The 20,496-nt window shown below is 47.0% G+C and carries 19 protein-coding genes; 12 read left to right on the top strand and 7 right to left on the bottom strand.

Translation table 11 applies throughout. The features are described from left to right. Positions 1-133: 133 nt before the first annotated feature. Genes RDN93_RS06665 through dut form a run of 4 tightly spaced genes read right to left on the bottom strand, consistent with a single transcriptional unit; the run spans position 134 to position 4,276 of the window. A complete protein-coding gene (locus RDN93_RS06665; protein WP_308744767.1) occupies positions 134-1,441 on the bottom strand; it encodes a peptidoglycan DD-metalloendopeptidase family protein in 1,308 nt (435 codons plus the stop codon). Continuing rightward, complete coding sequence (locus RDN93_RS06660) at positions 1,438-2,004, bottom strand: DUF4292 domain-containing protein (protein WP_308744766.1); 567 nt, start codon at positions 2,002-2,004, stop codon at positions 1,438-1,440. Before RDN93_RS06660 ends, RDN93_RS06665 begins: the two co-directional genes overlap by 4 nt. Next, a complete protein-coding gene (locus tag RDN93_RS06655; RefSeq protein ID WP_374047368.1) occupies positions 2,001-3,845 on the bottom strand; it encodes a tetratricopeptide repeat protein in 1,845 nt (614 codons plus the stop codon). Before RDN93_RS06655 ends, RDN93_RS06660 begins: the two co-directional genes overlap by 4 nt. Further along, the gene (dut, locus tag RDN93_RS06650; RefSeq protein ID WP_308744765.1) at positions 3,842-4,276 is read right to left on the bottom strand and encodes a dUTP diphosphatase; all 435 of its coding nucleotides are present in this window, start codon (positions 4,274-4,276) and stop codon (positions 3,842-3,844) included. Before dut ends, RDN93_RS06655 begins: the two co-directional genes overlap by 4 nt. A gap of 124 nt (positions 4,277-4,400) precedes the next feature. On the opposite strand from dut, the gene RDN93_RS06645 reads away from it, so the two are divergent. After that, positions 4,401-5,747, top strand: a complete 1,347-nt coding sequence (locus tag RDN93_RS06645) for a deoxyguanosinetriphosphate triphosphohydrolase (RefSeq protein WP_308744764.1) — start codon at positions 4,401-4,403, stop codon at positions 5,745-5,747. On the opposite strand, the gene RDN93_RS06640 is transcribed toward RDN93_RS06645, so the two are convergent. Beyond that, positions 5,719-6,732, bottom strand: a complete 1,014-nt coding sequence (locus RDN93_RS06640; protein WP_022041598.1) for a GNAT family N-acetyltransferase — start codon at positions 6,730-6,732, stop codon at positions 5,719-5,721. The genes RDN93_RS06645 and RDN93_RS06640 overlap by 29 nt on opposite strands. Before the next feature lie 26 nt (positions 6,733-6,758). After that, positions 6,759-7,577 carry a 1-acyl-sn-glycerol-3-phosphate acyltransferase gene (locus RDN93_RS06635; protein WP_055256167.1) on the bottom strand — a complete coding sequence of 273 codons (819 nt, stop codon included), beginning with the start codon at positions 7,575-7,577 and terminating at the stop codon, positions 6,759-6,761. Positions 7,578-7,835: 258 nt separating this feature from the next. Between RDN93_RS06635 and RDN93_RS06630 the strand changes: the two genes are divergently transcribed. Beyond that, positions 7,836-8,339: an RNA polymerase sigma factor gene (locus tag RDN93_RS06630; protein ID WP_073346814.1), complete on the top strand. Its 504-nt coding sequence runs from the start codon at positions 7,836-7,838 to the stop codon at positions 8,337-8,339. 41 nt (positions 8,340-8,380) lie between these two features. Here RDN93_RS06630 and RDN93_RS06625 read toward each other — a convergent pair whose 3' ends face one another. Continuing rightward, positions 8,381-8,659, bottom strand: coding sequence for a hypothetical protein (locus RDN93_RS06625; protein ID WP_308744763.1), 279 nt, complete (start codon positions 8,657-8,659; stop codon positions 8,381-8,383). Positions 8,660-8,689: 30 nt separating this feature from the next. Between RDN93_RS06625 and mraZ the strand changes: the two genes are divergently transcribed. From mraZ to murC, 10 genes are all read left to right on the top strand, one after another. Then, entirely contained in the window at positions 8,690-9,160 is a 471-nt protein-coding gene (mraZ, locus tag RDN93_RS06620) for a division/cell wall cluster transcriptional repressor MraZ (protein WP_308744762.1), read from the top strand. Then, positions 9,147-10,061 (top strand): 16S rRNA (cytosine(1402)-N(4))-methyltransferase RsmH, encoded by a 915-nt coding sequence (rsmH, locus tag RDN93_RS06615; protein WP_308744802.1) that lies wholly within the window; start codon positions 9,147-9,149, stop codon positions 10,059-10,061. Before mraZ ends, rsmH begins: the two co-directional genes overlap by 14 nt. A 6-nt stretch (positions 10,062-10,067) precedes the next feature. Further along, positions 10,068-10,424 carry an FtsL-like putative cell division protein gene (locus tag RDN93_RS06610; protein ID WP_007756538.1) on the top strand — a complete coding sequence of 119 codons (357 nt, stop codon included), beginning with the start codon at positions 10,068-10,070 and terminating at the stop codon, positions 10,422-10,424. A gap of 72 nt (positions 10,425-10,496) precedes the next feature. After that, positions 10,497-12,626 (top strand): penicillin-binding transpeptidase domain-containing protein, encoded by a 2,130-nt coding sequence (locus RDN93_RS06605; protein ID WP_308744801.1) that lies wholly within the window; start codon positions 10,497-10,499, stop codon positions 12,624-12,626. A gap of 29 nt (positions 12,627-12,655) precedes the next feature. Then, complete coding sequence (locus RDN93_RS06600; RefSeq protein ID WP_308744761.1) at positions 12,656-14,104, top strand: UDP-N-acetylmuramoyl-L-alanyl-D-glutamate--2,6-diaminopimelate ligase; 1,449 nt, start codon at positions 12,656-12,658, stop codon at positions 14,102-14,104. A gap of 54 nt (positions 14,105-14,158) precedes the next feature. After that, complete coding sequence (mraY, locus tag RDN93_RS06595) at positions 14,159-15,427, top strand: phospho-N-acetylmuramoyl-pentapeptide-transferase (protein WP_308744760.1); 1,269 nt, start codon at positions 14,159-14,161, stop codon at positions 15,425-15,427. A gap of 115 nt (positions 15,428-15,542) precedes the next feature. After that, complete coding sequence (gene murD / locus RDN93_RS06590; RefSeq protein ID WP_308744759.1) at positions 15,543-16,877, top strand: UDP-N-acetylmuramoyl-L-alanine--D-glutamate ligase; 1,335 nt, start codon at positions 15,543-15,545, stop codon at positions 16,875-16,877. Positions 16,878-16,956: 79 nt separating this feature from the next. After that, positions 16,957-18,282 carry an FtsW/RodA/SpoVE family cell cycle protein gene (locus RDN93_RS06585; RefSeq protein WP_308744758.1) on the top strand — a complete coding sequence of 442 codons (1,326 nt, stop codon included), beginning with the start codon at positions 16,957-16,959 and terminating at the stop codon, positions 18,280-18,282. Positions 18,283-18,336: 54 nt separating this feature from the next. After that, on the top strand, positions 18,337-19,458 hold the full coding sequence (murG, locus tag RDN93_RS06580) for an undecaprenyldiphospho-muramoylpentapeptide beta-N-acetylglucosaminyltransferase (protein WP_308744757.1): 1,122 nt from the start codon (positions 18,337-18,339) through the stop codon (positions 19,456-19,458). Positions 19,459-19,538: 80 nt separating this feature from the next. Next, on the top strand, positions 19,539-20,496 hold a 958-nt coding region (gene murC / locus RDN93_RS06575; protein ID WP_308744756.1), incomplete at its 3' end, for a Mur ligase family protein.

Below are 20,496 nucleotides of genomic sequence, written 5' to 3'. Positions count from 1 at the left end.
CTATTTAAAGTTTATGCCGCAAATATGGAGAAAAAAAAGGAGTTCTTTTAGCACAAACTATCCAAAATAGGATAAAATAATGCCAAATACCTATCCGGAAAGATATAAATGAGGGGAAGTACGGCCGTCTGTTTTACCGATTGAGCCAAGGTTCCGGATTCAGTTTTTCCTTTTCCCGCCGTAGCTGGAAATGCAATACTGTCCGTCCATTGTCCGTCCCGTCGGAAAAGACTTGACCGATAGATTGCTTCGTTTTCACCGTATCACCAATCTTGACCGAGACCGAAGAAAGGTTGCAATAAACAGAAATGTAGTTGCCGTGACGGATAAGTACATTGAATAACCCGTTCAACTGGAATACAGCCGCCACTTTGCCATCAAAGATGGCACGCGCCTGGGCACCGGGTTTTCCCTGAATATCAATTCCCTTATTATCCAGTTTTACGTTGCGGAGCCCTTCCACTGCATATTGCCCGTAATGGCTGGTAATGATATAAGCACCGGATATAGGCATAGGAAGTTTCCCGCGGTTGGCGGCAAAGCTGCCGGACAGTTCCCGATCTGCCTTGCTCATGGTGTAGGCTTCGAGAGGTTTCGAGTTCGTTTTTGCCGCCGCCCCTGTTCCGGCGGATTGGCTTTCCTTGCCTTCCGCCTTCTTACGTGCAGCCGCTTCACGACGGGCTTCTTCCTGAGCACGCTTGCGGGCGCGCTCTATCTCTTCGGCAATGAGCTTGTCGATACGGTCATTCAGTTGGTTGGCTTCTCTCCGCTTCTTATTTATTTCACTCTGCAGACCTTTCTGTTTCTTCTGCAGGTTAGCAACCAGCGTCCGTTTTTCCTTCTCCTGAGCTTCCAACTTTATTTTTTCGCCCTCTCGTTCTTTCAACAGGCTCTCTTTAGCAGCTTTCACTTGCTGGCGTTCCGCTTTTTTCTTGCGTATCTGCTCCTGCTTCTTCAGAATCTCTTCGCCTTGCAAACGTTGGTAGGTGGCATACTCACGCACATAGCGCATACGGCGATACGTCTGCCCCAAATTCTTGGCAGAGAAGATAAACATCAGTTTTTCCTCTATCGACTTATTCTTATAAAGATACTGTACGGAGGCTTCGTATTTCTTCTTCTTGTCTTTCAAGTCCTTCTCCAATGCCCGCAACTGACGTTCCAATGAGTTCAATTCACGTTCAATGGCTTCCACATCATTATTGATAGCGAGGATATAACGCTTCCGCTCCTCAATCTGCCCTGTCAATGCAGCCAGGCTATTCAACTGGCTGCCTACGTCTTTCTTTGTATCTTTCAATATGGATTCCGACTCGGCAATCTGCTTTTGCAGCGCACCGCGTTTGCTTTCCAACTCACGAATCAACTTATTCGACTGAGCAGAAAGTGGAACTGCCAACCACAGGCAACTGATAAGAATAACAAAGAAACGTTTCATCATAACAAAGCCGTCAGCATTTTTACTAGTTCTTCCAAAGGAACTTGCCTGTATTTAGAAGTCAGTTCCGTAGGAGTCATGGAAAACTCTTTCGTGGAAAACTCATAAAGTTGTACTTTTGCTTTCTCCAGCGAAGGGATACCTACATCTTTTCCCGTCAGTTCCGTCTTGCCGCCGGGCAGGGAAGCATCCATCAATATCTTTTCCAGACGGGAATACTCCGCGTTCTTCGGCAACATTCCTTTCAACTCCTCTTTCGTCGCACGGACAAATCTCCTGTTCATCCGGTCTACCAACAACACCTCGTCAGGAGTAATCTCGATACGGGCAACTTCCGTACGCAGAATAGGCATCAGCAGAGAGACTTGTACCCGTTCGTGAGTTTTCATCTTCATTGTTCCTCCTACGGACATGCTCCCCCCTTTTTTGTTGGGAATAGTCAGTTGAAGCTTGGAGGTCAGATAGCTGGATACGGGAGCCTTCGTTTCCGAAGTCGCCAGGCGCTTCGAACTCTTACAGCCGGCCAGCACGACTACCACCAGCAATAGATAAACTATCCTTTTCATTCGGCAATATATTTCTTCTTTTCTATTTTCTGTTTCAATGTTTTCGACTCACTGCCCATTTTCTGTGCCTGCTTCCAGTATTTCAACGCACCTTCCACATCACCGGTCATAAAGTAAATATCTCCGCAGTGCTCTACAATCACATCACTTTTCTCTCCGTCGCTCTTCATCGCATTATCAATGTAGATACGGGCTTCCGCATAATTTCCCTTTTCAAAAAGAATCCAGGCATACGTGTCGAGATAAGTGGAGTTATTGGGTTCCGCCTTTACGGTCTTGTAACTCATTTCTTCCGCTTTATCCAAATCACGGCGTTCCACCGACAGATAATAAGCGTAATTATTCAGTGCGCCGATATTGGAAGGATTGTACACCAAAGCTGAATCGTAAGCCGCATAGGCCTCTTTCATCTGCTTTTTTGTATGATAAATATCCCCCATTATCGAATAGAAATCCGAGATGATTTCTTTTCTGGTATCGGGAGTTATGTGCTCCAGCGCCCTGTTGCAGACACTTAACACACTGTCTGCCTGCTCCGCCTGATGATAGGCAATAGCCAGATAATAATAAAGGTCCAAAGCATCCGGAGTAGCCTCAATGCCCGGTTCGCACACTTTTATAATCTGCTTGTAATCCTCCTTCTTCACGGCAGCGCTGACCAGCATCAGGCGGGCAGCCTTGTTGGTCGGGTCTAAATCAACGACCTGTTCCAATACCGGGACAGCTTCCTGTTCCATATTCTTCGACAGCAGATACTGCGCATAAAGCATCGGCACCTGCGGGTCATCCTGATCCTGCTTCATCATCCGGTCAAACAAAGCAATCACCTGAGTACTGTCCTTGGCCGAAGACTGCTCGTTCTCCACGATTATCTGACGCATGACGTTGATTTTCGTATCAGGAGTCACTTTCTTGTTCAACAACAATGTATCCAGTTGTTGCTGGTACAATTCTTTCTGCCCGGTCTGTTCATAATAAGAAGCCATTGAAAAAAGAGCCATCGGATTGTCCGGCTCTGCCGCCAACACTTTCTGATATGTCTCGTAGGCTTCCTCTTTCTTTCCATTCTGTAGATATACATCCCCCAGGATTACCTGATAGCGCATATCCATCGGATATTCCTGTACCAGGCTCTCAATCTCCTGAAATGCTTTCTTATCATCTTTCATCTGGAGATAGATACGGAATTTCTCCATAGACAACTGTTCGTTCTTGCCCAAACGCTTCTCCAAACGGTTCAGAGTGGAAATCACATCAGTATACTTTTCCTGACGACTGTAAATGTCAAGCAGACTGAACAAGGGCTCTTGTTTCGCCGGAAAGCGGGTAACCATTCCTTCGAGTAAAACAACCGCTTTATCCAATTCATTCTGCTGCTGATATAAATTGACCAATCCCTGACTATACCAGTAATTGTCGGGTGCATAAGCCACTGCCTTCTCCAACGCATCCTGCCCCTGCGGAACCTGACGGAGAAACATATAATACTGGGAAACCTCGTAAAGCGCGGAAGAAGCATTCGGATTGATATCCAAACAATGCTGCAACAAACCAAAAGCAGCATCGTATTCTTTCTTTTCCTTCATCCGCATGGCTTCCAGAAAGAAATAGTCATATTTGCGCTGTTGTTCCGCCGTTAATTGCGGAACAACAACATTCTCTTTCCGGAGTTTTCTCTTCTTATCCTTCTTTTTCTTTACTTTCTTTGCTACTGCATTCGTACCAAGAGCATATCCCGACACCACAGCCGTGCCGCCGGCTACACTCCCTACCACCTGTGCAGCCATACAGGAAGTAAGCAGCAAAGTACTTAACAGTATGAATGACACTATCCTTTTCATTTTTTTCCTGTATGACCGAAGCCGCCGGCTCCCCGTTCTGTTTCGTCCAACACTTCCACTTCCTGCCATGCCGGCTGCTCATGTTTTGCTATCACCATCTGCGCAATACGTTCACCGTCTTCAATCACAAAAGGCTCAGAAGACAGATTGACCAGGATAATGCAGATTTCCCCCCGATAGTCCGCGTCAATCGTCCCCGGAGAGTTGAGCACGGAAATACCTTTCTTGATAGCCAGTCCGCTACGGGGACGGATTTGTGCCTCAAAACCCTTCGGAAGAGCAATATACAACCCTGTCGGCACCAGGCAACGCTGCAGTGGTTCCAGTGTGACAGGCTCAGAAAGATTAGCGCGGATATCCATTCCTGCAGACAATTCGGTGGCATAAGCCGGAAGCGGATGCTTCGATTTATTGATAACTTGAATATTCATAAATGCATGTTTACTATTTAACGGGCGAAAATACACATTTTGAACTGAAAAATAGTTAAGTTTGCAGTTAAATAATGTACCGTTCCCCAAATTGTAAACCGTAAATAGTCAAATCGTAACTAAAATGATGAATTGGAATCAACTAATATCAGCCAAACGCTTCGGAATGGAAGAATTCCACGAAGAGCGTCAGGAGAACCGCTCGGAATTTCAACGGGATTATGACCGTCTTATCTTTTCCGCGCCTTTCCGCAGACTGCAGAACAAGACACAAGTATTTCCTCTGCCGGGCAGCGTCTTCGTGCACAACCGGCTCACACACAGCCTCGAGGTTTCCTGTGTAGGCCGTTCGTTAGGCAACGATGTAGCCAAAGCCATCCTGCAACGGCAGCCGGAGCTTCAAGAGTCTTTTCTGCCGGAGATTGGTTCTATTGTATCCGCTGCTTGCCTGGCACATGACTTGGGCAACCCGCCTTTCGGACACTCCGGCGAACGGGCGATATCCACTTTTTTCTCCGAAGGAAAAGGGTTGCGTCTGAAAGAAAAACAACCGGACGGGACTCAACTTTCTGCGATGGAATGGGAAGATTTGACACATTTTGAAGGAAATGCGAACGCATTCCGCCTCTTGACTCACCAGTTTGAGGGACGCCGGAAAGGTGGATTTGTATTGACGTATACCACATTAGCATCTATTGTAAAATATCCCTTTTCATCGAGCCTGGCAGGTAAAAAATCGAAATTCGGCTTTTTCGTCAGCGAAGAAGAGAGTTTTCATAAGATTGCGACAGAGCTGGGATTGACCTTGCTGAATGAGCATCCTTTAAAGTATGCACGCCACCCGCTGGTCTATCTAGTCGAAGCTGCAGATGACATTTGCTATCAGATGATGGATATTGAGGACGCCCATAAGCTAAAAATACTCACTACGGAAGAGACAAAAGAGTTGTTAATGGCATATTTCGATGAAAAGCGGCAGGAGCATATCCGGAAAACGTTCCTGATTGTCAACGACACAAACGAGCAAATCGCTTACCTGCGTTCTTCCGTTATCGGGTTATTGATCCGTGAATGTACCCGCGTGTTCCTCGAACACGAACAAGAGATATTATCCGGCACTTTCGAAGGGGCACTTATCAAGCACGTCTCCGAACGCCCGGCAGAAGCGTACAAGCACTGTGCCGAAGTCTCTTTGAAGAAGATTTACCGTTCGCGGGACGTATTAGACATTGAGCTGGCCGGTTTCCGTGTCATCAGCACGCTGCTCGAACTGATGATAGACGCCGTGACCTCCCCCGGAAAGGCTTACTCCGAGCTTCTGATTAACCGGGTTTCAAGCCAGTATAATATAAAAGCGCCTGCACTCTATGAAAGAATACAGGCGGTACTTGATTATATATCGGGAATGACCGATGTCTTTGCTCTTGACCTCTACCGCAAGATTAACGGTAACAGTCTGCCTGCGGTGTAACGACTTTAGGAGTAAACGCCTCATCCTCCTCACAAGGCATTTTCAACGCATCCGGATGACTTTCAATAAACGTCTGGATGTGGCGCATGCGCTTGTCCTCCAATATTTCATCTACAGCAATCAGGATTCCGGTTTCTTCTACATCCCCAAACTCATAGTTGATAGCTGTGCCAAACATACGCATAGTGGGACTCAAACTCATATAAGCATTTACCAACGGTGGAATATTATATCCTAATTTGCGAATCTCACAATTCAGAATCTTATAATCTTCTTTAAACGTATTCTTGCAGAACAACGCTTTCAGTTCTTCTTCGGAAGTTTCCGATTTTAACGGGTCCATTGGAGTCACCAGATGTTCTTTATCACAGAAATGCTTCTTGAGGAAATAAAGAATCATATCGCGACCGCGACGGTGATAACTGGGATACATGGTCACTTTACCAAAGAAGTATTTCACATTCGGCATGACAACAGTCAACGCCCCCAATCCATCCCAAAGATTATCCAAAGCAAACAGACCTTTGCTTCCGGCACGGGTAGACTGGTATTCAAGCGTCACAAACGAGCGTCCCAATTCGATTGTTTGAGGCAGATATTCTTTAATAAAAGTATCCGAAAAATGGAACATGTGGGAAGTAGCCAGAATCGGCGCCCCTTTTTCATCAAAGCGCACATCTGTCCCGAGCAGATACCGATATCCCCCCAGAATTTCTTCCGCTTCCGGGTTCCATACAATTAACTGCTTGTAAGGATGCTCCATTGTGTCGTATTCATCAATATCCATTGACAAACCTGTCCCTCCACCGGCAGCACGGAAAGCTATCTCACGCAAACGACCGATTTCCCTCATCACATTAGGAGCGTTCAGGTGAGTAATAATATAAATCTGATTATTACTCTTATTCGTCATTCGTAAGCGTTTGTCCTCCGTCAACTCTGCCTTCAGCAGTTCCTTGCTTATCGGTTTAATAATATCTTCCATATTCCTTGTTATAGTTGTTCTATCAGTTACAGTTTATATACAATATCCTTTACGTATTCAGCCCACTGTGCAGGTGTTTTCGACTTATCGAAAGTCTGCCAGGGAATAGGTTTACCAAAGGTGACAGTAAAAGTTTTATGGCGGTTTTTAAACATTTCATCCGCAAGATACAACATAGCGATGTTAAACTTAATCCCCAATGCCTTACAAATATTGGCCAGATTGTAGAAGAAATCAGAATTCCTGCCGCCAAAGTGCACAGGTATCACATCACGTTTTGTTTGTACGCTCTTTACCACAAATGTTTTTTTCCATTCCAGATCACGAATCACTCCGTTATAACGACGCGAGCACAACCCGGCGGGAAACATGATCAGTTGATTATCGGACTGGAATCCGGCTTCCACCATTTTCGGAAAGTCCTTCGCCTGCTTCCCTGTTTTATTAATCGGAATACAAAGCGGAGCAAGTCCGCGCAAGTTCATCAGCAGGTCATTTACCAGATATTTCACTTTTCCGTCATAGTGACGCCCCAGCACATAGCCCAGCGCAACTCCGTCTTGTCCGCCCAGCGGATGATTGGAAACGAAAGTATACAGCCCGTCTTTGGGAAGATTCTCAATGCCTTTCACATCTACTTTTGCGTCTAGAAAGCCCATACATGCTTCTAGAAAGTCCACTCCCACCTTGTCTTTCGATTCATCCAGGAATATGTTTATCTCATCCTGATGAACGATTCTTTTTAAATAAGAAGTCACAAACTTAGGGATGTACTTATAGTGCTTCGAAGCCTTCGTCCGAAGTATCTTATCGACATCAATCAAAAATAAAGAGTCATCAGTCATTCTTTTCAAATAAAAATGATGCCACAAAATTAGCGGTTCTTTTTTATTAATTGCAATAATTCGGTAGAAAATGCAGGATTTAAGTTCAGAAGGCAAAAAAATACCACCCAAAAACTATCAAATACCACCTAAAAACTATCCGCGGATAGTTTTCGGGTGTTTTTTAGTCGGATTCCCTCCCGTCCGGTTCTCGAAAATGCCGTAAACTTGCAACATCAAAATTTACGAACGAATATTCACAATTTAAAAGCAACGCATATGAAAAGTTTAAGCTTCAGAAAAGATTTAGTAGGAGTACAGGACGAGCTACTTCGCTTCGCTTATAAACTGACAACCGACCGCGAAGAAGCAAACGACTTGTTGCAGGAAACCTCATTGAAAGCATTGGATAATGAAGATAAATACATGCCTGACACGAATTTCAAAGGATGGATGTACACTATCATGCGCAATATATTTATCAACAACTACCGTAAGGTGGTTCGCGACCAGACTTTTATTGACCAGACCGACAACTTATACCATCTGAACCTGCCGCAAGACGCAAGTTCGGAAAGCACCGAAAGAGCGTACGATCTGAAAGAGATGCACCGCGTAGTGAACAAACTTCCCAAAGAGTACAGAGTTCCGTTTGCCATGCACGTTTCAGGATTCAAATACCGTGAGATTGCGGAAAAGCTGAACCTCCCGCTAGGCACAGTGAAAAGCCGCATCTTCTTCACACGCCAGAAATTACAGGAAGAATTGAAAGACTTCCGCTAAACCAGCCTTAACTATATAACTCTTGATTTCAGAATAAATATTCAGATGTAATTTTTTAGTTGTGTCAATGATTCAAAGGCAGAAAGGTTTCTATCACCTTCTGCCTTTTTTCTTTGCCGCCAAGAAAAAAAAAGATTTATCGCCTGACAATCTATTTTTCCTATACAGACAAAACCTTCTGATTTCCAAAGTCGATTGCCCCACCAGCAAAGCCTTCTCAAAGCACCGTCATTTTCAAGCAAATAGACATTTAACAATCGGTTGAAAACTTCTCCAAAAGTTTTCCATGGAAAATTGTGGGGAATTGTGGGGAATTTCATACTTTTACAGTCGCTTATTATAATAAGGTAATGATACGTTTTTTAGGTAATATTGAAGCCAAGGCGGACACCAAAGGAAGGGTGTTCATCCCCGCCATCTTCAGGAAGCAACTGCAAGCTGCTTCTGAAGAGAGGCTCATCATGCGTAAAGACGTATTCCAGGACTGTCTGACTCTGTACCCCGAGAGCGTGTGGAACGAGGAGTTGAACGAGCTTCGCAGCAGGCTCAACAAATGGAACAGCAAACATCAACTCATTTTCAGGCAGTTTGTGAGCGACGTTGAAGTGGTGACACCCGACAATAACGGCCGCATACTCATCCCGAAACGATATTTGCAGATTTGCAATATCCATGGGGATATACGCTTTATCGGCATTGACAACAAAATAGAGATTTGGTCGAAAGAGCGGGCGGAACAGCCGTTTATGTCACCCGAAGAGTTCGGAGCGGCATTAGAAGAAATTATGAACGATGAAAATAGACAAGATGGAGAAAGATGAACTGACATATCATGTGCCTGTACTGTTAAAGGAAAGCGTTGACGGAATGAATATCCGGCCGGACGGAACGTATGTAGACGTTACTTTCGGAGGAGCGGGACATTCGCGCGAGATTCTTTCACGGCTCGGTGAGGGCGGACGACTTCTGGGATTCGACCAGGACGAGGATGCCGAACGGAACATTGTCGACGACCCCCATTTTATCTTTGTGCGCAGCAACTTCCGTTATCTGCACAACTTCCTGCGCTATCATGACATCGAGCAGGTAGATGCGATTCTAGCCGACCTCGGCGTATCTTCCCACCACTTCGATGATAGCGAACGCGGTTTCTCTTTCCGTTTCGACGGAGAGCTGGATATGCGTATGAACAAGCGTGCAGGACTCACAGCGGCAGATATCGTAAATACCTACGAGGAAGAACGCCTGGCAAACATTTTCTATCTGTATGGAGAACTGAAAAACAGCCGCAAACTGGCTTCCGTCATACTCAAAGCCAGAAGCGGACGCACTATACGGACGATTGGTGAGTTTCTGGAAGTCATCAAACCGCTTTTCGGCCGTGAACGCGAGAAGAAAGAACTTGCGAAAGTATTTCAGGCACTGCGAATTGAAGTAAACCAGGAGATGGAAGCATTGAAAGAGATGCTGCTGGCTGCTACCGAAGCGTTAAAACCGGGCGGCAGACTGGTAGTAATCACCTATCACTCACTGGAAGACCGTATGGTAAAGAACATTATGAAGACAGGTAATGTGGAAGGCAAGGCAGATACCGACTTTTTCGGCAATCTGCAAACCCCTTTCCGTCTCGTCAACAACAAGGTGATTGTGCCCGACCAGGCAGAGATAGAGAGAAACCCACGGTCGAGAAGCGCCAAATTACGAATTGCCGAAAAGAAATAAGAAGAAATGGAAGAAGAAGTAGTAAACAAGAAAACAGAAGAGGGCAAGAAGAAAAAACGCACCTCGCTGAAAAGCATTCTGGGTGGAGATATTCTGGCTACCGACTTTTTCCGTCGTCAGACGAAGTTGCTGGTACTTATCATGGTATTCATCATCTTCTATATCCACAACCGTTATGCCAGCCAGCAACAGCAGATTGAGATAGACCGGTTAAAAAAGGAACTGATAGATATTAAATATGATGCGCTGACACGCAGCTCGGAACTGATGGAAAAGAGCCGCCAGTCACGCATTGAAGATTATATCTCAAGTAAGGAGAGTGATTTGCAGACATCTACCAATCCCCCTTACCTTATTAAATAGGTGGAGAGTTGAAAATTGAGAGTTGAGAGTTTTTAAAAGACAAGCACTGTGGCAGTTAACAAAAAGAATATAATGACCCGTTACTTCTTCGTCATCCTTCTGATGGCGTTGATAGGCGTGGCAATTGTCGTGAAGGCGGGCATCATCATGTTTGCCGAACGTCAATATTGGCAGGACATAGCCGACCGTTTCGTAAAAGAGAACGTGACGGTGAAACCCAATCGCGGAAACATTATCTCTTCCGATGGCAAACTGATGGCTAGTTCCCTGCCCGAATACAGAATTTATATGGACTTTATGTCCGGTGAAAAGGACGAAAAACGCAGAAAGAAGGACCAGGCACGCAGGGATTCCATTCTCAATGCCAATATGGATTCAATCTGCATCGGACTGAACAAAATATTCCCGGACAAAAGTGCAGCCCAATTCAAGGCACATCTTAAAAAAGGACGTCAGGCAAAGAGCCGCAATTATCTGATTTATCCCAAACGTATCTCTTATATACAATATAAAGAGGTAAAGAGATTGCCAGTTTTCTGTCTGAACCGTTACAAAGGAGGATTCAAGGAGTTGGCTTACAATCAGCGGAAAAAGCCTTTCGGTTCGCTGGCTGCCCGTACGCTGGGTGATGTATATGCCGATACGGCAAAAGGAGCGAGAAACGGTATCGAGCTTGCTTTTGACACGATTCTGAAAGGACGGGACGGATTGACGCACCGTCAGAAAGTAATGAACAAATACCTGAATATCGTAGATGTGCCGCCGGTTGACGGTTGCGACCTGATTACTACCATTGACGTAGGCATGCAGGATATTTGCGAGAAAGCATTGGTAGACAAGTTGAAAGAGTTGAATGCCAGCGTAGGCGTAGTTGTATTGATGGAGGTAGCTACCGGAGAAGTGAAAGCCATCGTCAACATGATGCAAGGTAAAGACGGCGAATATTACGAGATGCGTAATAATGCCATCAGTGATATGCTTGAGCCGGGTTCCACTTTCAAGACTGCTTCTATCATGGTAGCTCTTGAGGACGGGAAAATCACTCCTGATTATGTAGTGGATACCGGCAACGGACAAATGCCGATGCACGGCCGTGTGATGAAAGACCACAACTGGCACCGCGGAGGATACGGAAAATTAACGGTTACCGAGATTCTGGGAGTTTCTTCCAATGTCGGTACATCTTATATTATAGACCATTTCTACGGCAGCAATCCGCAGAAGTTCATTGACGGATTGAGACGAATGAGTATCGACCAGCCTCTCCATCTGCAAATTGCGGGAGAAGGCAAGCCGAATATTCGTGGCCCGAAAGAAAGAAGCTATTTCTCCAAGACTGCTCTCCCGTGGATGAGCATCGGCTATGAAACGCAGGTTCCGCCGATTAACATTCTTACATTCTATAACGGAATAGCGAACAATGGGGTGACAGTACGTCCGAAGTTCGTAAGAGCCGCCGTGAAAGACGGAGAGATAGTGCAGGAATATCCGACAGAAGTTATCAATCCAAAGATTTGTTCGGACAAGACATTGGCACAAATCCGTGAGATTCTGCGGAAAGTGGTAGGCGAAGGACTTGCCAAACCTGCGGGAAGCAAGCAGTTCCACGTCTCCGGAAAGACCGGAACGGCACAGATTTCACAGGGAGCAGCCGGATACAAGACAGGAAGAACGAACTATCTTGTCAGTTTTTGCGGGTATTTCCCGTCGGAAGCGCCTAAATATAGTATGATTGTCTCCATCCAGAAACCGGGTTTGCCGGCATCGGGCGGTTTGATGGCAGGTAGCGTATTCAGCAAGATTGCCGAAAGAGTGTATGCCAAAGACCTGCGTTTACCGCTTGCCAACGCAATTGACACGAATGCCGTAGTCATTCCGAACGTAAAAGCCGGAGAAATGAGAGAGGCACAACGCGTACTGGAAGATCTGAACATTCAGGTACAGGGCAAAATTGCTGATGCCGGAAAAGAAGTCTGGGGAAATACCCATTCGGCTCCTCAGGCGGTGGTTCTTGAAAGCCGGAGCAATATGCAGAATTTCGTTCCGAGCGTCATCGGCATGGGGGCGAAAGATGCCGTATACCTGCTGGAAAGTAAAGGATTAAAAGTCCATTTGATTGGAGTCGGCAAGGTGAAAAGCCAGTCGATAGCCAACGGGACAATAGTAAAGAAAGGACAGACGATTACCCTTTCAATGCATTAAAAGTAAAATCAAGTATTAAAAAAGAGACTATGTTACTAAACAAGTTACTGAAAGCAATTCAACCGGTGCAGATAACCGGAAATTCAGACATAGAAATCACCGGAGTCAACATTGATTCCCGTTTAGTCGAAGCCGGACAGTTGTTCATGGCGATGCGCGGCACGCAAGCCGATGGCCATGCTTATATCCCCGCCGCCATCAGCAAAGGAGCTGTCGCCATCCTTTGTGAAGATATGCCGGAAGAGCCCGTGGCAGGAATTACCTATATACAAGTTAATGACAGCGAAGATGCAACAGGCAAGATTGCCACTACATTCTATGGCGATCCGACTTCCAAGCTCGAACTGGTCGGCGTCACCGGAACGAATGGCAAGACAACAATCGCCACCTTATTATATAACACATTCCGTTATTTCGGATATAAAGCGGGGCTTATCTCTACCGTCTGCAATTATATCGACGATGAAGCCATACCGACCGAGCATACCACGCCCGACCCTATCACACTGAACCGTCTGTTGGGACGAATGGCGGATGAGGGGTGCAAATATGTGTTTATGGAAGTCAGTTCACATTCAATTGCGCAGAAGCGTATCAGCGGGTTGAAGTTTGCGGGAGGTATCTTTACCAACCTGACCCGCGACCACCTCGACTATCACAAAACGGTGGAGAACTATCTGAAAGCCAAAAAGAAGTTCTTTGACGATATGCCGAAGAATGCGTTCAGCCTTACCAACCTCGACGACAAGAACGGACTGGTAATGACGCAGAATACGCGTTCCAAAGTATATACCTATTCATTGAGAAGCCTCAGTGACTTTAAAGGCCGGGTACTGGAATCTCATTTTGAAGGAATGTTGCTTGATTTCAACAATCACGAACTGGCTGTCCAGTTTATCGGCAAGTTCAATGCTTCCAATTTACTGGCCGTGTTCGGAGCTGCTGTTCTACTTGGCAAGAAAGAAGAAGAGGTACTTGTTGCTCTCAGTACACTTCATCCCGTGGCAGGACGCTTTGATGCTGTTCGTTCACCGAAGGGCGTTACAGCGATTGTGGACTATGCCCATACTCCGGACGCGCTTATCAATGTGCTGAATGCCATCCACGGAGTGCTCGAAGGAAAAGGAAAAGTCATCACTGTGGTAGGTGCGGGCGGCAACCGTGATAAGGGTAAACGCCCCATCATGGCAAAAGAGGCAGCCAAAGCCAGCGACCGCGTCATCATCACTTCGGACAATCCACGTTTTGAAGAGCCGCAGGATATTATTAATGATATGCTGGCAGGACTCGACGCGGAGGATATGAAGAAGACACTAAGCATCGCCGACCGTAAGGAAGCAATCCGCACGGCTTGCATGCTGGCAGAAAAAGGAGACGTAATACTCGTTGCCGGAAAAGGACACGAGAATTACCAGGAGATAAAAGGAGTGAAACATCACTTCGACGACAAGGAAGTACTCAAAGAGGTATTCCAATAACGTCGCCTGCATAGTAAATTGTAAATAGTAAATTGTAAAACAGTAAATTTCATCATGCTATATTATCTGTTTGAATGGCTGCATAAGCTCAATTTTCCCGGAGCGGGAATGTTTGGTTACACCTCATTCCGTGCTTTGATGGCTGTTATCCTCGCACTGCTTATTTCAAGTATATGGGGAGATAAATTTATCAACCTGCTGAAGAAAAAGCAAATCACGGAAACACAGCGTGACGCGAAGACTGACCCGTTCGGCGTCAACAAGGTAGGTGTGCCGAGCATGGGAGGTGTCATTATTATCATAGCCATTCTCATTCCCTGCCTGCTGTTGGGCAAGTTGGAAAACATATATATGATATTGATGCTGATAACCACCATATGGCTGGGCTCACTCGGCTTCGCTGACGATTATATCAAAATCTTCAAGAAAGATAAGGAAGGACTGCACGGCAAGTTCAAGATCATCGGTCAGGTGGGTCTGGGATTAATTGTCGGGCTTACCTTATATTTAAGCCCGGACGTAGTAATCCGCGAAAATATCGAAGTACATACTCCGGGACAGGAGATGGAAGTGATACACGGGACGAATGACTTGAAATCGACCCAGACGACGATTCCTTTCTTCAAGAGTAACAACCTCGACTATGCCGATCTGGTCGCTTTCATGGGCGAACACGCACAGGCAGCCGGATGGATACTGTTCGTCATCATCACCATCTTCGTAGTTACCGCCGTTTCCAACGGTGCGAATCTGAACGACGGAATGGACGGAATGGCGGCAGGAAATTCCGCCATCATCGGTGCCACACTTGGAATATTAGCCTATGTGTCATCGCATATCGAATTTGCGAGTTATCTGAATATCATGTATATCCCCGGCTCGGAGGAACTGGTTATTTACATCTGTGCCTTTATCGGTGCGCTTATCGGTTTCCTTTGGTACAATGCTTATCCGGCACAGGTTTTCATGGGCGATACCGGCAGTCTGACAATCGGCGGCATCATCGCCGTATTCGCCATCATTATCCACAAAGAGCTGCTGATACCGATTCTTTGCGGTGTATTCCTTGTGGAGAACCTGTCGGTCATCCTGCAACGGGCTTACTATAAGGCGGGAAAGAGGAAAGGAGTGAAACAACGGCTGTTCAAACGGACACCGATTCACGACCACTTCCGCACTTCCATGAGCCTGATAGAACCGGGATGCACAGTGAAGTTCACCAAACCCGACCAACTGTTCCACGAATCAAAAATTACCGTCCGCTTCTGGATTGTAACGATTGTACTGGCAGCCATAACGATTATAACGCTAAAAATCAGATAGGATTAAGGCACGGATTAAAAATATAGAGAGTATTAACCCGATTATTAACTTTTAAAGGATGTGCACAACTAATAAAGCAATTCAGCATATTGGAAACAAGAGCACATTATTGTAGATGAAAAGAATAGTAATTTTAGGAGCTGGCGAAAGCGGCGCAGGTGCAGCCGTACTCGCTAAAGTCAAAGGATTTGAGACGTTTGTTTCGGACATGTCCGCCATCAAGGACAAGTATAAGGAACTTCTCGACAGCCACAACATCGCCTGGGAAGAAGGACACCACACCGAAGAACTCATTCTGAATGCCGACGAGGTCATCAAAAGCCCCGGTATCCCGAATGACGCCCCGCTCATCCTGAAACTGAAAGCTCAAGGTACTCCGGTCATATCAGAGATTGAGTTTGCCGGACGCTATACGAACGCCAAGATGATTTGTATCACGGGCTCGAACGGGAAGACGACCACAACTTCCCTGATTTACCATATCTTCAAGAGCGCAGGCCTGAACGTAGGTCTGGCAGGCAACATCGGCAAGAGCCTCGCTTTGCAGGTAGCCGAAGATCATCATGATTATTACATCATCGAACTGAGTTCTTTCCAGTTGGACAATATGTATAACTTCCGTGCGAACATCGCCGTATTGATGAACATCACCCCGGATCACCTCGACCGTTACGACCATTGTATGCAGAATTATATCGATGCCAAATTCCGCATCACTCAGAACCAGACTCCGGACGATGCCTTCATCTTCTGGAACGACGACCCTATCATCAAACGCGAACTGGCAAAGCATGGCCTGAAAGCCCATCTGTATCCTTTCGCCGCAGTGAAAGAGGACGGAGCTATCGCCTACGTTGAAGACCACGAAGTGAAAATCAACGAACCGATTGCTTTCAACATGGAGCAGGAAGAACTGGCCCTGACGGGACAACATAACTTATACAACTCCTTGGCAGCCGGTATCTCAGCCAACCTGGCAGGTATCACCAAAGAGAACATCCGCAAAGCCCTCTCCGACTTTAAGGGAGTGGAACACCGCCTGGAAAAAGTAGCACGTGTCCGCGGAATTGACTTTATCAACGACTCGAAAGCCACGAACGTCAACTCCTGCTGGTATGCCCTGCAAAGCATGACCACCAAAACAGTATTGATTCTCGGCGGCAAAGATAAGGGAAACGACTATACGGAAATTGAAGAGCTGGTACGCGAGAAGTGCTCGGCACTCGTCTATATGGGACTGCATAACGAGAAACTTCACGAATTCTTCGACCGCCTCGGCCTGCCCGTGGCAGATGTGCAAACCGGCATGAAGGATGCCGTAGAAGCCGCCTACAAACTGGCAAAGAAAGGAGAAACCGTATTATTAAGCCCTTGCTGCGCTTCTTTCGACCTCTTCAAGAGCTACGAAGATCGCGGCGACCAGTTCAAGCAATGCGTGAGAGAACTTTAGATAACGTTTAACGGATTAGTGATTAGTGATTAACGGCTAACTGTTACTCACTTATCACTAACCACTAATCACTAACGAAGTGGATTTATTAAAGAACATATTCAAAGGCGACAAGGTAATCTGGATTATCTTCCTCTGTCTCTGCCTCATCTCGATTGTCGAGGTATTCTCGGCAGCATCGACATTGACTTACAAAAGTGGCGACCATTGGGGGCCGATTACGCAACACTCCATCATCCTGATGGTGGGTGCCGTGGTGGTGGTATTCCTGCACAACGTACCCTACAAATGGTTCCAGGTATTTCCGGTCTTCCTCTACCCGATATCCCTGGTGCTGCTGGCATTCGTCACGCTGATGGGTATCATCACAGGCGACCGTGTCAACGGGGCAGCCCGCTGGATGACCTTCATGGGATTACAGTTCCAGCCTTCGGAACTGGCAAAGATGGCTGTCATCATTGCCGTCTCCTTCATCCTGTCCAAACGGCAGGACGAATATGGAGCCAATCCGAAAGCCTTTAAATATATCATGATTATCACCGGACTGGTCTTCCTGCTCATCGCACCGGAGAACCTTTCGACAGCCATGCTGCTGTTCGGTGTGGTATGCATGATGATGTTCATCGGACGGGTATCATCGAAAAAGCTGTTCGGTATGCTGGGAATACTGGCACTTATAGGCGGCATAGCCGCAGGAATACTAATGGCCATCCCCGCTAAGACACTGCACAGCACCCCCGGTCTTCACCGCTTCGAGACCTGGCAGAACCGCGTTTCCGGTTTCTTCGAGAAAGAAGAAGTGCCTGCCGCCAAATTCGATATTGACAAAGACGCACAGATCGCACATGCCCGCATCGCCATTGCCACCAGTAATGTAGTCGGCAAAGGGCCGGGCAACTCCATACAGCGTGACTTCCTCAGCCAGGCATTCTCCGATTTTATCTTTGCCATCGTCATCGAAGAGATGGGACTGATAGGAGGCATCTTCGTCGTATTCCTTTACCTATGGCTATTGATGCGCGCCGGGCGAATCGCGCAGAAATGCGAACGGACTTTCCCCGCTTTCCTCGTCATGGGTATTGCCTTGCTACTGGTGTCGCAGGCGATACTGAATATGATGGTTGCCGTCGGGCTGTTCCCCGTTACAGGACAACCGCTACCTTTGGTCAGCAAGGGAGGAACAAGTACATTAATCAACTGCGCCTATATCGGAATGATATTGAGCGTAAGCCGATATACCGCTCATCTGGAAGAACTGAAAGAACATGACGCACAAGTCCAGTTGCAGATAGCAACAGATGCGGCAGCCAATTCCGAAGCACAAGCTGCGGCCGAACCGACCGCTCCGATCCTGAACAGCGATGCCAAGTTCGAAGACGAGAACGATATGAACAAGAAGGGCTAATGAATGATGAGTGTACCGGAAAAGGTGAACAACGGATAGAAAGAAAGGAATAGGATGGAAAAAGAACTTAGAATTATTATTAGCGGTGGAGGTACGGGAGGACATATCTTTCCTGCAGTCTCTATTGCGAACGCTATAATGGAACTGCGTCCCGATGCAAAAATACTTTTTGTAGGAGCCGAAGGACGTATGGAAATGCAACGGGTTCCCGATGCAGGTTACCGGATTATCGGTCTGCCGATAGCCGGTTTCGACCGCAAGCATTTATGGAAGAATGTATCGGTAGTAATCAAGCTGCTGCGCAGCCAGTGGAAAGCACGCAGCATTATCAAGAACTTCCGCCCGCAGGTAGCGGTGGGCGTAGGCGGTTATGCCAGCGGCCCTACCTTAAAGACTGCCGGAATGATGGGTGTCCCGACCCTGATACAGGAACAGAACTCGTATGCCGGAGTAACCAACAAACTGCTGGCACAGAAAGCCCGGAAAATCTGCGTGGCCTATGACGGAATGGAAAAGTTCTTCCCCGCAGACAAGATTATCATGACGGGAAATCCGGTACGGCAGAATCTGACAAAGGCGATGCCGAGCAAAGAAGATGCATTGCGTTCCTTCAACCTGCAACCGGGCAAGAAAACAATCCTCATTGTAGGCGGCAGTCTGGGGGCACGCACCATCAACAACACATTGACGGCCGGACTGGCGACTATCAAAGCCAACAGCGACGTGCAGTTCATCTGGCAAACGGGGAAATACTATTATCCGCAAGTGACCGAAGCCGTGAAAGCGGCAGGAGAGCTCCCGAATCTGTATGTTACGGATTTCATCAAGGATATGGCAGCCGCCTATGCAGCCGCCGACCTCGTTATCTCCCGTGCAGGAGCCGGTTCCATCTCCGAATTCTGCCTTTTGCATAAACCGGTTGTCCTCGTGCCTTCGCCCAATGTGGCAGAAGACCACCAGACCAAGAATGCACTAGCCCTGGTAGACAAGCAGGCAGCTATCTACGTCAAAGACAGTGAAGCAGAAAGCACCCTGATGGATGTAGCCCTGTCCACCGTCAATGACGGACAAAAACTAAAAGAATTAAGCGAGAATATAGCCAGACTGGCTTTACCCGATTCTGCGAGAATCATCGCGCAAGAGGTGATAAAGCTGGCTGCATCAGCAACCGACTAATATCTCTGTCATTCAAAGCAGAGACTACGGACTAACATATTATAAACATAGATTAGAGAATATATTTAGCAACTGAAGAAATGAATATCGAAACAATAAAATCAGTCTACTTCGTAGGTGCCGGCGGCATCGGTATGAGTGCGCTTGTCCGCTATTTCCTCTTCAAAGGAAAAGTAGTGGCAGGATACGACCGTACCCCTACTCCATTGACTGAAACCCTGATCGCCGAAGGCGCGCAAATACATTACGAAGAAAATGTCGACCTGATTCCCGAAGCCTGCAAGGACAAGGAAAGTACCCTCGTCATATTCACACCCGCCGTTCCGCAGGAGCACGAAGAATTGGTCTATTTCCGCAACAACGGATTCGAAATACAGAAACGGGCGCAAGTACTGGGCACAATTACCCGTTCGAGTAAAGGACTGTGCGTAGCCGGTACTCATGGCAAGACCACCACTTCTACCATGACCGCCCACCTGCTCCACCAGTCGCACGTAGAATGTACCACCTTCCTCGGAGGAATCTCTAAGAATTACGGAACAAACCTGCTGCTTTCCCAAGAAAGCCCCTACACGGTTATCGAGGCCGATGAGTTCGACCGTTCCTTCCACTGGCTGTCGCCCTATATGTCCGTCATCACCTCGACAGACCCCGACCACCTCGACATCTACGGAACAGCGGAAGCCTATCTGGAAAGTTTCGAACACTACACCACCCTTATCCAACCGGGTGGCGCACTGATAATCCGCAAAGGTATCTCCCTGCAACCGAAAGTGCAGCCCGGCGTACGTGTCTACACCTACTCACGTGACGAAGGCGACTTCCACGCAGAGAACATCCGTATCGGCAACGGAGAGATATTCATCGACTTTGTAGCCCCGGACACCCGCATCAACGACATCCGACTGGGAGTCCCGGTAAGCATCAACATAGAGAACGGAGTAGCCGCCATGGCACTGGCACACCTGAACGGAGTGACTGCCGAAGAGATAAAAAGAGGTATGGCAAGTTTCCGCGGAGTAGACCGCCGGTTCGACT

The organism is uncultured Bacteroides sp. (genome assembly GCF_902491285.1).
Classification (GTDB): Bacteria; Bacteroidota; Bacteroidia; order Bacteroidales; family Bacteroidaceae; genus Bacteroides.
This window is presented reverse-complemented; position numbering and strand designations above follow the sequence as displayed.

What these genes read in the sequence shown, in the direction of transcription:
- RDN93_RS06665 (WP_308744767.1), bottom strand. Translation starts at nt 1,441, where the DNA reads ATGATGAAACGTTTCTTTGTTATTCTTATCAGTTGCCTGTGGTTGGCA.
- RDN93_RS06660 (WP_308744766.1), bottom strand. Translation starts at nt 2,004, where the DNA reads ATGAAAAGGATAGTTTATCTATTGCTGGTGGTAGTCGTGCTGGCCGGC.
- RDN93_RS06655 (WP_374047368.1), bottom strand. Translation starts at nt 3,845, where the DNA reads ATGAAAAGGATAGTGTCATTCATACTGTTAAGTACTTTGCTGCTTACT.
- dut (WP_308744765.1), bottom strand. Translation starts at nt 4,276, where the DNA reads ATGAATATTCAAGTTATCAATAAATCGAAGCATCCGCTTCCGGCTTAT.
- RDN93_RS06645 (WP_308744764.1), top strand. Translation starts at nt 4,401, where the DNA reads ATGATGAATTGGAATCAACTAATATCAGCCAAACGCTTCGGAATGGAA.
- RDN93_RS06640 (WP_022041598.1), bottom strand. Translation starts at nt 6,732, where the DNA reads ATGGAAGATATTATTAAACCGATAAGCAAGGAACTGCTGAAGGCAGAG.
- RDN93_RS06635 (WP_055256167.1), bottom strand. Translation starts at nt 7,577, where the DNA reads ATGACTGATGACTCTTTATTTTTGATTGATGTCGATAAGATACTTCGG.
- RDN93_RS06630 (WP_073346814.1), top strand. Translation starts at nt 7,836, where the DNA reads ATGAAAAGTTTAAGCTTCAGAAAAGATTTAGTAGGAGTACAGGACGAG.
- RDN93_RS06625 (WP_308744763.1), bottom strand. Translation starts at nt 8,659, where the DNA reads ATGAAATTCCCCACAATTCCCCACAATTTTCCATGGAAAACTTTTGGA.
- mraZ (WP_308744762.1), top strand. Translation starts at nt 8,690, where the DNA reads ATGATACGTTTTTTAGGTAATATTGAAGCCAAGGCGGACACCAAAGGA.
- rsmH (WP_308744802.1), top strand. Translation starts at nt 9,147, where the DNA reads ATGGAGAAAGATGAACTGACATATCATGTGCCTGTACTGTTAAAGGAA.
- RDN93_RS06610 (WP_007756538.1), top strand. Translation starts at nt 10,068, where the DNA reads ATGGAAGAAGAAGTAGTAAACAAGAAAACAGAAGAGGGCAAGAAGAAA.
- RDN93_RS06605 (WP_308744801.1), top strand. Translation starts at nt 10,497, where the DNA reads ATGACCCGTTACTTCTTCGTCATCCTTCTGATGGCGTTGATAGGCGTG.
- RDN93_RS06600 (WP_308744761.1), top strand. Translation starts at nt 12,656, where the DNA reads ATGTTACTAAACAAGTTACTGAAAGCAATTCAACCGGTGCAGATAACC.
- mraY (WP_308744760.1), top strand. Translation starts at nt 14,159, where the DNA reads ATGCTATATTATCTGTTTGAATGGCTGCATAAGCTCAATTTTCCCGGA.
- murD (WP_308744759.1), top strand. Translation starts at nt 15,543, where the DNA reads ATGAAAAGAATAGTAATTTTAGGAGCTGGCGAAAGCGGCGCAGGTGCA.
- murG (WP_308744757.1), top strand. Translation starts at nt 18,337, where the DNA reads ATGGAAAAAGAACTTAGAATTATTATTAGCGGTGGAGGTACGGGAGGA.